Genomic DNA, 13,380 nt, shown 5'->3' with positions numbered 1-13,380 from the left:
CTATTACGTAGTGTCCCAAAATTTAATGTTTTAAAATATTTTTTATGTATTTTAAATACAATAAAATGGTTTTTAGATTTTTTTACCTATCTTTACATCGTCATAAAAAACAGCAAAACAATTTTTAATATGAAATCACAAAACGGCAAAAAACTAAGAATCGGTATAGCAGGTACCGGTGGCATTGGCAGAGGGCTGGCAAAATTGATTGCCAGGAGGCAGGACATGGTCATTTCAAAAATTCTGACCAGAAGGGAAGGCAAGATTGATGATCTGGGGGTAAGCCAGGATTATTTGACCACTGAGCAAGAAAGGTTATTTGAATCCTCAGATTTAATAGTAGTAAGTACCGGTGACGCCATTTACTCCACCAAGGTAATCAATAGTGCCTTTGAGTATGGATTACCGGTGGTGACAATGGATGCGGATACCCAGGTGGTTACCGGATCCTGGTTGTCAAAAAGAGGTGTAATTACTGAGGCGAACGGAGATCAACCAGGTTGTTTGGCCGCTTTGAATAAGGAAATCCTCCAAATGGGCTTTGATCCTTTGGTTTATGGGAATATCAAGGGTTTTCTAAACAAAAACCCATCCTTGGAGGACATGTTGTTCTGGGGACAGAAGCAGGGTTATAGTCTGAGTTCGGTTACTTCATTCACAGACGGAACCAAATTACAAATAGAACAGGCGTTGATTGCGAATGGTCTTGGACTTGATATCGTACAGCAGGGTTTGGTGGGATATGAAACCTCTGATTTCGAAAAAGGCGCTTTTGCACTGGCTGAAATTGCCCGCAATGAAGACAAAGTAATCAGTGATTATATCATTTCAAGAGAATCTCCTCCCGGTGTATTTATTTCAGCCACCCACCAGGAAGACCTGGCAGCAGAACTTCAAACTTACAAAATGGGAAATGGACCCTTCTACTTGTTGTACAAGCCCATGCACCTTTGTTTTTTTGAAATCCCCAACAGCATACTAAATCTGGTAAACCATGGTGAAATATTGTTGGACAATGGTAAAGTGCCCTCGGTAAGTGTTGGAGCCATTGCAAAGAAAGATTTACCCAAAGGCTCCGTTATTGATAAAGGCACAGGTGGCATGGAAGTAAGGGGAGAAGCCTTGAGAATTGAGGATGCCATGGACCATGTTCCCATAGGTTTGCTCAGTAATGTTGAGCTGAAAAGAAATATTGAACAAGGCGAATTGATAACTTTTGATGATATCCATGTTCCGGATTCCCTGGCATTGACTGCCTGGAAAAGCACATTAACAGACCTATCCTTGAAAAAGGTGTTGGTAAGAAGGTAAGCTGTTAATTTTTTTATCTTATTGCTGTTTACAGATCCATTGGCCAGGATTGCATTTAATGTAGTTTTGGTCTAATGGGTCTGTTTTTTCATTAAAGGCAAAAGGTTAAAAAAATAAATTTTCCACCACAATCGAAATTAATTGTAAAACATAATTGTTTTGATTTTCGTGGAATATTTTTGACTTGAAAATATCTGGAATTGAAAAAGAGGACAATAGGTTATTTATTTATCTTTGCGGCATTTGTTTTGCCCAACATATCCCTTCAGGCTCAAATGGAGGCCATAACACAAATTGGAGACCGTGAAAGCGAATATTTGTTGTTGGACAAGGGGCTTCAATTCCGGATTACCGATGCTGTGAACAGCATGTACAATTTTGATTTTGAGAATGCAGAGCGGGGCTTTGAAGTAATGCGGTATACTTATCCCGATCATCCCCTGCCTTACTTTTTGATGGGGCTAAGCCAATGGTGGAAAATTGCCGTTGCCACCGAAAATGAATCACATGACGCAATTTTTTTGCGTTATATGGAGTTGACCATTGAGAAAGCCGAAGCGATTTTGGACCGCGAACCGAACAATAAGGAGGCGGCTTTTTTCCTGGCTGGGGCATATGGTTTCCAAGGTCGTCTGTATAGTGAAAGGAGAAATTGGACCAGTGCCACTTTTGCTGGTAAAAATGCCCTGAAATATTTGGAGTTGAGCAGAGGGGAAGAGGAGTTGAATCCGGAATTATTGTTGGGAGACGCATTGTTCAACTATTTTTCGGTTTGGATACCGGAAAATTATCCATTGCTCAGGCCGGTGATGTTGCTCTTTCCAAAAGGAGATCAGGACCTCGGCTTAAAGCAATTGCAAGAAGTGGCAGAAAATTCTTTTTATGCCCGGGTGGAAGCTCAATATTTTCTTTTCCGCTTGTACGCTTCAGAAGAAAAGCAACCTTTTAAGGCATTGGAAATAACTGCTTACTTGCATGAAAAGTATCCCAACAACCCATATTTCCATAGGTTTTTTGCCAGGCAGTTGTATGCTGTGGGTAGGGGAAAGGAAGCCATGGAGGTTTCATTGGAAATCCTTAAACGAATTGAAAATGGCTGGACAGGATATGAAGCCAATAGTGGCAGGTATGCCTCTTTTTTTGCCGCCCAGTATTTTGACAAAATGGGGCAGTATGAAGCCGCCAAAAAGCATTATGGGCAAACGGTGACTTTTGGAAATGAACTTGAATCTCAGGAAAGCGGCTATTACTTATTTGCACTCCTTCAGCTGGGAAAAATTAATCTGGGGCAGGGTAATCGCACCGAAGCCAGGCAGTATTTTGAAGCTGTAAAAAGGAATGCCAAAAGAAATCATCCCGCTCACAAAGAAGCCAGGTCATTTTTAAAAAAGAATAAACTTTGAAAGGTACTAAACTGTTATTGATAAGCTTATTCGAGAGGAAGTTTATCTTTTCTCAGAAATGACAAAACAGTAAGAGTAATTATTTTAATTAATTTGACAATTTAATAACAATATTTCGTCCGCGCTTGCGTTTTTTTCGTAAATGTCTTTAAAATAAATATAAATTGGATTACCTTTGTACCACATATAATTCGGTAAATTCTTTACAATATGGATAATAGCATAAAAGTGAAATTTGACAAAATCGACCGTAAAATTTTAGAAATCCTTCAAGCGAATGCAAAAATAACAAATGCACAGCTTTCAAAAGATATAGGTTTGTCGCCTGCTCCAACTCTTGAGAGGGTGAAAAAGCTAGAGCAATCAGGCATTATTAAAAGCTATCACGCTAAATTGGATCCTGAAAAAATAGGTTTGGGTGTAAGTACTTTTGTACTGGTGGGCCTGATAGGTCATAACAAGTCCAACATCGATGCATTCATGAAGGAAATCGACCAGATTCCTGAAGTGATTGAATGTCATCACATCACAGGAACAGGTGATTTTATTCTGAAAATCATTTCCAAAGATATCAATTCCTATCAGAAACTGATGTTGGAGAAGGTTAGCGAAATCAAAGAAGTGGACTCCATGCAATCAATGGTTATTCTTTCTACTTTTAAAGACAGCAAAGTATTGCCAATTCCGGCATAAATTACATTAATTCATTTCAATTTGGTTGAAGGGTGGCTTGATGTCACCCTTTTTTTATGATGATAAATCCCTGGACAAAAATTACGGAAAAGAAGGTGTATGATAACCCATGGATAAGGGTTGAGGAACATCAGGTAATCACACCTGGGCAGAAGTCAGGTATCTACGGCAAGGTATGTTTTAAAAATATGGCCTTAGGTATCGTTCCCTTGGATAAGGATTTGCATACCTGGCTGGTGGGGCAATACCGCTATACTTTAGATGAGTATTCCTGGGAGATTCCAATGGGAGGAGGTCCCATGGAAGTAGATGCCTTACTCAGTGCCAAAAGAGAGTTGAAAGAGGAAACAGGGCTTATCGCTGATAAATGGACCGAGATCATGAAGATCCATACCTCCAATTCGGTGACAGATGAGGTGGGTTTTGTGTTTATTGCCGAAGAGCTGCAGCAGGGAGAGACAGAATTTGATGATACCGAAGACCTGAAGATTTGGCGTTTACCTTTCTCTGAGGCACTGGATATGGTTATGAACGGACAGATTACCGATGGTATCAGTATTGCAGCCATATTAAAAACGGCAATTATTTTAAAGCAGGGATAGTCTTGAATTCATGAATTTTAAAGGATTTAAAGGGGATTTCAATTTTACTTTCCGCCTGGCTTATCCTGTGATGCTAAGCCAGCTGGGACAGGTGATGGTAGGTGTCGCAGATAATGTGATGGTAGGCAGGTTAGGGGCTACCCCTTTGGCAGCGGCTTCCCTGGCCAACAGCATCTTTTTTTTGATTCTGATGTTCGGGATTGGTATATCTATGGCAGTGACGCCCATGGTGGCTGCTGCTGATGGAGAGGGCAAAAAGGGCAAAATTGGCCGGTTGTTAAGTCATAGCTTTGTCATCAATGGCTTTTCTTCCCTGCTTCTTTTTTTGCTGATCCTGGGGCTTTCTCCAGGATTAAAATGGTTGAGCCAGCCGGAAGAAGTGGTCTCTTTGGCCATACCATACTTGTTGATCATTACATTTTCACTGGTTCCCTTCATGTTTTTCCAGACATACAAGCAATTTATTGAAGGGCTTTCCCAGACCAAACAGGCCATGTACATTACTGTAATTTTTAACTTGCTGAATATTGGCCTGAACTGGTTATTGATTTATGGCAATTGGGGATTTCCTGAGTTGGGACTGAACGGAGCAGGTTGGGCAACATTGATTTCCAGGGTTTTAATGGCTTGGGCCATTTATTTGTATGTAACCCGTTCCAAAAGGTATCAGAAACTGCTTGGTTCCTTTAGTTTAAAAAATATCAGGTTCCCGATCTTAAAAAAAATGTTGCAGATAGGAATCCCCACCGGCTTACAATTTGTATTTGAAGTCGGTGCCTTCAGCACGGCAGCAATCATGATGGGTTGGATTGGTGTCAATGCCCTCGCTGCCCATCAAATTGCCATTAACCTTGCTTCTATCAGTTACATGATGGCCTCAGGCTTGTCTGCTGCCGCCATGGTAAGGGTGGGCAATCAACTGGGCAAAAGGGATATTACAAAATTGAGGGAGGTGGGATTTTCTATTTTTGGCATGGTGGCTGTTTTTATGTTGTCTTTTGCAGTAGTGTTTTTATTGACAAGAAACCATTTGCCTCTGCTGTATATCAATGATGCAGAGGTGGTGGAAATGGCAGCCAGTTTATTGGTCATTGCCGCTTTTTTCCAGCTATCGGATGGTGTTCAGGTGGTAGGTTTGGGTGCTTTGAGAGGGCTGTCGGATGTCAAAGTCCCCACGCTGGTTACCCTGGTTGCTTATTGGGTAATTGGTCTTCCTTTGGGGTATTTCCTTGCCTTCGGGCTGGGCTGGAAGGAAATGGGAATTTGGACAGGGCTATTGATCGGCTTAACCTTGACGGCCTTCATGTTGATTTATCGATTTCATGCCTTAAGTTTGCGTTTATATCGACAATCACAAAAAAGAACGGCTGTTTAAGCAGCCGGCAAAAAAAAGAAACCATGGATTACAACAACTGCTATATCATAACAGGAGCGAGTAAAGGGCTGGGAAAAGCCCTGAGCGATTTGTTAAAAGTCGATAAAAATAACCTGGTGATCGGGATCGCCAGATCCCCCCTAAAATCCGGAGCAAATTTTACCGGAATAAGCCTTGACCTGGGAAATACAGATCAACTCATGGACAAAATGGATGAAATACTTCCTGAGGGTCCATTCAAAAAGGTTGTTTTGGTCAATAATGCCGGATGGATCGGGGAAATCGCCCATACAGGATATCTTGCTCCTACGTCCATAAGGGATATTTACCAGGTAAACGTGATTGCACCTGCCTTGCTGATGAATGCGTTCATGAAAAAATATGATCATCATCCAGGTGAAAAAATGATCATCAACGTCAGTTCAGGAGCAGCGGGTAAAGTAACCGATGGATGGTCCGGGTACAGCGCTTCAAAAGCTGCGCTCAATCAAATGACTGCAGTTGCGCAGCAGGAGTCCGATTTGAAGAACAGGGGATTTCGTCTGTTTGCGCTATCCCCCGGAATAATCGATACCCCCATGCAGGAGACCATACGGTCAGCACCGGAGGAGAGCTTTAGCAGCCTTTCAAAATTCAAAACTTTTAAATCTGAGGGAGCACTGAGTACACCTGAAGCTATTGCAAAAAAAGTAGTCTACCTGATTACAAATCATTGGGAGTTTTCCGGAGTTTTGCAAGACGTCAGGAATTTTTAGTGGATTTGTTTTTTGGGAAATCATATAGCCAGAAGGAAGCGTTTCTCCGGGATATTTGCTCCCAGCGATCGGTAGAAAAGGTGAACCCAAAAATTGCCGCAGTGGGCAGGTTATCAAGCGATTCCCCCAAATGGTTGATCAAATCTGTAAAGCCGGGATTATGGCCAAAAATAAACAGGCTGTTTACTTGGTCGGAAGTCTTGTGGATCACCTGCAGGATGTCCTTTACCGAGGCATGATAGAGTTCCGGTGTCTGTTCAAAAATCACATCCTCCTTGCTGAAAACTTCCAGGTATATTTTTGCCGTCTGTAATGCTCTTGAGGCATCAGAAGAAGTAATTTTTCCGGGATAGATGTGGTTCGTTTTTAACCTTTTGGCCATGAGGGGAGCATCCTTCAATCCTCTGTAGGCCAATGGTCGCTCGTGGTCAGTTGACCAGGCATGCTCCCAGGAGGATTTGGCGTGCCTGCATATCAGTAGTTTTTTCATCATTATTGTCTGTTTAATACTACCTGGCCTTTACACTCGAAGATTATACTTTATTCTATCGGATTTCCTTTGGGAACATCGGGTACAAAGGGTTCATGGGGGTAGCTTTCCGGAAGGACTTTTATACCACTTGTAAATTTTAAGGGGGCATTGCCGGCATAGGTCAATTCCACAAAGTGTCCCCGCCAACCCTTTGCAGGAGATTGGATGGGAATATTGTAGCTACCGTTAGGAGCTATAGGAATATTGCTTGCCGTCCACGCAGGTCCGAGCTCGTCTATTCTGAAATCCCTTTTCGATTCGTTGGTAGCCGTCCAAAGTTTAATGGCCACCGGTGGATTTTCAGGGTCAATCTCCAGGGAGATTGCTTCATCTGATATTTCCCATTGGTACTCGGGCCGCTCATGACCGGCAATGATATGGCTATAAAACCCAAGCAGTACCTGTGCTGCATCTGTTTTATCCAGAGAGTGACCAGTATTGGGAATGTAAGCCAGGTGTTTTTCTCCCGGCAAATCGTCCCAATAAAACTTCCAGCTATCAGGAAGGAAAAATTGATCTCCCGAGGCATTGATGAGCAATTTGGGGATTTCAGCATATTCATCCAGGAAATTAAATGGTTCTACAATTTCGGTGAGGCGTTCAAATTCCCGGCTGTCTATCCAGTTAAAAATACCTTCTTCCGTGTAATCATCCACCGCTGGTGCCCAGAACCCATAAGTTTGCCAATGGTGCTTGAATGAAGGAGTCAAATTCAACATGTCAATAACCAGGGGAGCCATGCCCACCACCCTGTCATCCACTGCTGCGGTAGTCCAGGTGGTCCAGCCTCTTTTGGATCCACCAGCCACTACATATTTTTCCAAACTTAGGCCCAGTTCCTTGCCGGTAAAATCCACCACGGCATCCATGGCCGATACCACTGCCTTGGTCATGGGAAATCTGGCCAACCAGATAGCCGCATCGTCTGAAGCACCCCTTTCCATAAATTCTCTCCAACCATAAGCAATCAGACCGTCTTCAGTTCTTTTTTCAAGGGTATCTCCTGCATACCGGACCGGCTGGTAGGGAATATTGTGAACTTTAATGGCCGGAGATCCTGTAGAAAGGGCAGCCTGTAATATAAGGTCATCGGCCTTTTCAGGCAATTTCGATTGGCTACTCCCCCCGGTAATCATCAGTAAGGAGGTATCATACTTCAAGCTATCTGGAATTACAAAGGATACCCAGTGCCACCAGGTGGTAGAGTCAACCTCTGCTTCAGTCAACCATTCCTGTGAAACCATTTTAAGGACATAATAAGAATAATTGTCTCCTTTGGATTTGTGGACCAGCTCATAGTTATAGGCATCTTGTTCTTCCATAACATAAGCTTTGAGCAGATCCAGGCCCTTAACCTCAGCTACATTGGTTTCAAGGGCTTTGTTTGGTTGACAATGAGAAAATAAAATAATCGACAGGATATAAAAAAACATTAATCCTGTTTTAGTGAAAATACCGTGGTTCTTAAGCATGATTTATAATTTTACCATAATATTACCCAATAAATGACAAACGGGCCATTATTAATTGGGACCTTCTTCCAAAATCACAGCTACCTCCGGCCGGTGTTTTTGAAAGGCGTCTATAAGTTCATTTTTTACCGGGGTACCAAACAAATACACCTTTTTCAGACTTTTAAAGGCCAGGAGGTGGAGCAGGTGGGCATCTTCCAATGGTGTGAAAGAGAGGTTCAATACCTCCAAATGAGGCAAATCCTTTAAATAAGGCAAACCATCCCCTGTGACAGCAGTTTTTTGTAATACCAACTCCCGCAATTCGGTCATTTTGGCCAAAAAAAACAAGTCATCGTCCTTAACATTACTGGAAGCCAGAGAAATGCTGGAAAAGAAGGGAAAATAGGGAGAAAATTCTTGTAATTCCTCCGTTCCAAAAGGGGGAGGAGGAAATTTCATTTTCATACCAAAAAATTTTTCATTCATCTTTTTATCCGGTGATACAGCTACGCCTAGTTTGGAAGCGATGGCTTCCAATTCTTTTTGTGCCGCTTCAAATTCCGCCTTATCTTTCAGTATTTTAAATTGGGCTTGGTAGATATCAGGCATCATTTCCTCCAGCCTGGCCAGGATAGTGGTATCTTTCACCTCGTCCTTCCTAAATTCCTGGGAAGCCCCGTTTGCTATCCAAAAAGAAATCACTGCGCGCTCGTTCTCGGTTAATCCTGGTTTGCCCTCTGGCGGCATGCGGTCCTCGTGACCTTCGGGAAGCTTAATCCTGACCATTAGTTCACTGGCATCTGGTTTTCCGGGGACTACGGCCTTCTTCTCACTTTTTCCAGCTTCCAGCAAGGCGCCATGGCTGTTCAGGAGCAAATCTCCTTTGGTTTTGTTTTCATTGTGGCAAGAAGCGCATTTGGTTTCCAACACAGTGGCCACTATATCATCGTATAAGAGCATGTCCTCCGGATTTTTTTGTTCTATTTTGGAGGGTAGCAGGCTTGCCAGAGGTTCGGAAAGATAATCTGCACCGTGCGTCAGGGACCCGCCCATATGGCTGGTATAGGCCAATGCAAAATTGGTAAAAGCCAAAAAGATAAAAAAGACAAACCCAATTGGTCTTTCTTTAGCATGCATCCATTCATAAAACAGAAAACTGACGGTGATTCCCCCACCGGTGATCAGGGCACCATAAAAGTGATTTTTTGCAAGGGCTCCTGTGTAGGCATCGGAGATAAAAAGCAGGTATCCCGCAATGATCGCTACCAAGGTAAACAGTACCGAGCTTCCCAACAAAGATCTGATGATCACGGGTTTATTAAAATTACGATTAAATTTTCCCAACAGGATAAAGGCAGTGGTAAGGAGGATCAACACGATGGGAAAATGCAACATCAGTGGATGGAATCTTCCCAAAAATACCATTAAGGGGTTTTGAGTTGCTGTATCTATTGGCAAGAGCAATAAAACCAGGTAAAAAACAAGGGGCAGGAGCAGGAGTGGCAATCTTTTCCTTTCAAATAAAGCATTATTTTGCTTTGTATGGGGGTAATTTTGTTTGTCCATAAAATTCCAGGTACCAGGAACAGCATTTCCTGAAAATTGATACTGAATTATATTGATGAAGGGTAAAAATTAGCTGATAATGGGATGTAATATCCCGGAACTATCGGCAAAATGTTCCATTTCTATACCTGTTGCCTGCATCCAGGTAGTATACAGGTTTGCCAGTGGGGTGTTTTCTTCGAAAATCAGATTTTGACCGGATTTTATTTTTCCTCCACCACGACCACCAACAATAATGGGCAAATCCCGCGGAGAGTGCCGGTTCCCATCCCTTAATCCAGAGGCAAACATGACCAGTGAATTATCAAGCAGGGTACCATTTCCTTCTTTAATGGACTTCAATTTGTTCAGGAAGTAAGCATATTGCTCCAGGTGCCATTTGGTTATCCGGTCATATTGTTCCATTTTCTCAGGATGGTTCATGTGGTGTGATATGGAATGATGCGCACCATTTACTCCTTCCAGAAAGGAAAAGTTCCTGTTACTTACTGAATTACCGAACATAAAGGTGGCCACCCTGCTGGCATCGCTCCAGAGGGCCAGGGCCATGATATCAAACATCAACCTGGTTTTTTCCGTGACATCTACCCCTGCATAGACCTCCACATATTCATCAATATTCTGATTCACGCGGACCAGTTCCTTTTTAATGTCAGGAGTAATATTACCCGCAAAATCCTTAATGTTTGACTGGTTGTTGATTCTTTTTTCTATAGACCTGATGGATTCGAGGTATTCTTCCAGTTTATCCTGATCTGAGCGCCCCAGATTATTTTTCAGGCTTTTGGCATCAGTCATTACCGCATCCAGAATACTGCTTTTATGGGGATTTTCTTTGGTATTGTTTCCCGGTACAAAGGATTTGAAAAGCCTGTCAAAAGCCAATCTGGGATCAATTTCTTTGGATAGGGGTGTGGTGGCATTTTTCCAGGAGATGCTACTGGCATACAGCCGGGTAAATCCCACGTTGATGTCTACTCCTGTTTTAATGCGGTCCAAACCATATTCCAGGGAAGGAAAAAGGGTTTCATTTTTATAGTGATTGGCAATCAGTTGATCAACGGAGATTCCTCCACTATTGATGTTATCTCCTGCTGTTTTTTGAATGGGCATGCAGGTGAGTAAATTTGCGGTTTTGGCGTAATGCCCATCAGCCCCCTGGAAGATGGCATTCTTATTCATCAATTGACCCAAAACCAAAATATCGTCTTTCAGATGATTCAGGGGAGAAAGGGTAGGGGAAAGCTGGAAATTATTACCTATTCCCTCAGGTGTCCAGCGACCAGGATGGACCCCATTGGGCATGAACATGAAAGCAGAACGGACTGGAAAACCGTCGTTTCTGTAGGTGTTCAGGCTAAGGGGTGAAGCCATGGCCTCCATAAAAGGAAGTGCAATGGCTGCACCCACACCCTTTAACATTTTTCTTCTCGATATTTGCCACTTTTTACTCATGGGTGTTGTGTTTTTTCTCGTATTGCCTGTATAGGTTAATAAATTATTTTATATCAGGTAAATCAATGATTACCAAGTAATTTAATCTATTTCATTGACTTTTTTCTGAAAATCTTTGATTTTCATCCGAAAGGGATAACTTTTTACCAATTCGGTTATAAATGAATCCGGGTTAAAGTCATTTTCCATCAGTACAGCGGACAAGTCTCTGATTGCCATTTCATCGGTGAAAGTTATGCCCCGCCCAATGGCAAACGAGAGTGATTTTTTGGAAATATTTCTGGCAAATTGTTCCTTTTCCTTCAACAAAAGGCTTTTCAGTTCAGCGGGTCCCTCAAAGGTTTCCCCGCTAGCCAATACTCCAGAGGGATCGATAGGCGTATTGCCATAACTGTCTCTCCATTTGCCATCTGCGTTAAAATTTTCAAGTCCAAGACCCAGGGGATCCATTTTTTCATGGCAGGACTGGCATGCCGGATCAGAGCGGTGCTGCTCCAGAAGTGCTTTTAAGCCCAGATCCTCGTGCAGCCCTTCATCCTCAGGCAACTCTGCTACATCGGGTGGGGGAGGCGGAGGTGAAGTCCCCAAAATTTCTTCCAATACCCATTTGCCCCTGAGTACCGGGCTGGTTCTGGTAGGCAGTGAGGTGACGGACTGAACACTGCCCATGCCCAAAAACCCACCCCTGTTGGCATCACCAAGGGCTACTTTGCGAAAATCATTTCCCTTTACGCCCTCAATATCATAATATTCAGCTAATTCTTCATTCAGGAAAGCATAGTCGCTGGATATCAGGTCCAGAAAATTTTTTCTTTCGGTAAGAACATGGTGAAAAAAGGCCGTTGTTTCCTTAAACATGGCTTCTCTTATGGATTGGGTAAATTGAGGAAACCGGGCCAGTTCTGCCAATGGGGCGTTGGGATCTTTTAACTTGTTGATCCCAAGCCATTGGCTGACAAAGGATTCAGCAAATCGGATCGACTTAGGATCATCCAGCATTCTGCGGACCTGGTTTTCCAGCACTTCGGGCTCCTGTAGCTTTCCCTGAACCGCAAGCTGAAACAATTCGTCGTCCGGCATGCTACACCATAGAAAAAAAGAAAGTCTGTTTGCCAGTTCAAAATCACTCAGGGGGACAGGCTCATTGACAACGGGTTCTTCTTCCATTTTGTAAAGAAAGGAAGGTGAAATTAAAATGGCTTTAAAGACCTCTGCCACGGAACGGTTAAATCTTTGTGGGTCTGGTTCTCCGGGCATGGTTTGATAAACTTTTTTGAAGAGGCTGATAAAATTTTCTTTTTCATCCACTTTTATCAATCTTCTGAAGGCTTTGCCGGCAAAGGGAAAGATCACCTTTTCTGCTGCTTTTTCTGGTGTATTTACAAGTTCAAAGTCTGCGTATAGTTTAGGCATTAACCAGTTGATAAAGCGTTGCCATAGGTTTTGGCGATAGTGTACTGGTACCAGTTTTTGCCATTTTTCCGGTTCTTCCAAAAGATTGGATACGATTTCTTCTGCTGCATCGTAATACCTTTCCATTTTTAAGGGAGTAAAAAACAATGATCCTCCCTGATTGTCAAATCCGCCTCCACCTGAACCATCTGCAGGAAACCTGCCGTTGGCATCATAGGATATTCCGGTCAAATCAAGGATGGTATATTGGTATTCTGTATGGCTTAATCTTCGGATGATCACCTTACCGGGAGTTTTCTTTTCCAGGGATTTAATCAAAATGCCATTGATGCCATCTACCAATACATGGTAATCAGTTTCATCCAGCGAGGGTTTGTTGGAAGGGGGCATTTCTTTGGTTTTTACCATTTCCACTACCTTAAGCCAGAGTTGCCCTTCCTTTATGATTCTGCCCTCTTCCTCGTATCTTTCCAGATTCACACCTCCCTTGGCATTGCCCACATTGTGGCAGTTATAGCAGTGTTTTCTGAGTACAGGAATAATTTCCGTAGCATAATCCAGGGTTTCCTGGGCCATGCCGGAATGAAGTAAAAAAATAGATAAAACGAGGAAAATATAAGATTTCATCGCAGAGATATAGGTTATTTGGCTATTTGCTTTCAGATAACATGAAAGTAAAAGAAAATCTCTTATTTTTCCAATACTATTTTGATAGAAGGTAGCAATTCCTTCAAAAATCACTAGTTCAGAGAATGAAATAAAAAATGAGGCTGTCCGAAAAGTCGGGCAGCCTCTAATTTAGTTGTTTTTTTTCTCCAAAA

11 protein-coding genes are annotated in these 13,380 nt (G+C 42.5%); 6 read left to right on the top strand and 5 right to left on the bottom strand.

From position 1 onward, the window contains the following. Positions 1–129: 129 nt before the first annotated feature. From HUJ21_RS10935 to HUJ21_RS10910, 6 genes are all read left to right on the top strand, one after another. Positions 130–1,311 carry an SAF domain-containing protein gene (locus HUJ21_RS10935; RefSeq protein ID WP_291369692.1) on the top strand — a complete coding sequence of 394 codons (1,182 nt, stop codon included), beginning with the start codon at positions 130–132 and terminating at the stop codon, positions 1,309–1,311. Positions 1,312–1,568: 257 nt separating this feature from the next. Further along, the gene (locus tag HUJ21_RS10930) at positions 1,569–2,714 is read left to right on the top strand and encodes a tol-pal system protein YbgF (RefSeq protein ID WP_291369698.1); all 1,146 of its coding nucleotides are present in this window, start codon (positions 1,569–1,571) and stop codon (positions 2,712–2,714) included. A 210-nt stretch (positions 2,715–2,924) separates the two neighbouring features. Next, positions 2,925–3,407 carry an Lrp/AsnC family transcriptional regulator gene (locus tag HUJ21_RS10925; RefSeq protein ID WP_073095209.1) on the top strand — a complete coding sequence of 161 codons (483 nt, stop codon included), beginning with the start codon at positions 2,925–2,927 and terminating at the stop codon, positions 3,405–3,407. A gap of 59 nt (positions 3,408–3,466) precedes the next feature. Then, positions 3,467–4,009 carry an NUDIX hydrolase gene (locus HUJ21_RS10920; RefSeq protein WP_291369696.1) on the top strand — a complete coding sequence of 181 codons (543 nt, stop codon included), beginning with the start codon at positions 3,467–3,469 and terminating at the stop codon, positions 4,007–4,009. Positions 4,010–4,019: 10 nt separating this feature from the next. Beyond that, positions 4,020–5,384: an MATE family efflux transporter gene (locus HUJ21_RS10915; protein ID WP_291369688.1), complete on the top strand. Its 1,365-nt coding sequence runs from the start codon at positions 4,020–4,022 to the stop codon at positions 5,382–5,384. A gap of 23 nt (positions 5,385–5,407) precedes the next feature. Beyond that, positions 5,408–6,139, top strand: coding sequence for an SDR family NAD(P)-dependent oxidoreductase (locus HUJ21_RS10910; protein WP_291369686.1), 732 nt, complete (start codon positions 5,408–5,410; stop codon positions 6,137–6,139). Here HUJ21_RS10910 and HUJ21_RS10905 read toward each other — a convergent pair. From HUJ21_RS10905 to HUJ21_RS10885, 5 genes are all read right to left on the bottom strand, one after another. Then, positions 6,126–6,632 carry a histidine phosphatase family protein gene (locus HUJ21_RS10905; protein ID WP_366483686.1) on the bottom strand — a complete coding sequence of 169 codons (507 nt, stop codon included), beginning with the start codon at positions 6,630–6,632 and terminating at the stop codon, positions 6,126–6,128. The genes HUJ21_RS10910 and HUJ21_RS10905 overlap by 14 nt on opposite strands. A 47-nt stretch (positions 6,633–6,679) precedes the next feature. Continuing rightward, positions 6,680–8,143 (bottom strand): PhoPQ-activated pathogenicity-related family protein, encoded by a 1,464-nt coding sequence (locus HUJ21_RS10900; protein WP_291369684.1) that lies wholly within the window; start codon positions 8,141–8,143, stop codon positions 6,680–6,682. Positions 8,144–8,194: 51 nt separating this feature from the next. Then, a complete protein-coding gene (locus HUJ21_RS10895; protein ID WP_291369682.1) occupies positions 8,195–9,691 on the bottom strand; it encodes a c-type cytochrome domain-containing protein in 1,497 nt (498 codons plus the stop codon). A 69-nt stretch (positions 9,692–9,760) separates the two neighbouring features. After that, entirely contained in the window at positions 9,761–11,146 is a 1,386-nt protein-coding gene (locus tag HUJ21_RS10890) for a DUF1552 domain-containing protein (protein WP_291369680.1), read from the bottom strand. 81 nt (positions 11,147–11,227) lie between these two features. Further along, on the bottom strand, positions 11,228–13,186 hold the full coding sequence (locus tag HUJ21_RS10885) for a DUF1592 domain-containing protein (RefSeq protein WP_291369678.1): 1,959 nt from the start codon (positions 13,184–13,186) through the stop codon (positions 11,228–11,230). Positions 13,187–13,380 lie beyond the last annotated feature (194 nt).

The organism is Cyclobacterium sp. (genome assembly GCF_014762705.1).
Taxonomy (GTDB): domain Bacteria; phylum Bacteroidota; class Bacteroidia; order Cytophagales; family Cyclobacteriaceae; genus Cyclobacterium.
Note: the sequence above shows the minus strand (reverse complement) of the source record. Positions and strands in the feature narration are given on the sequence as shown.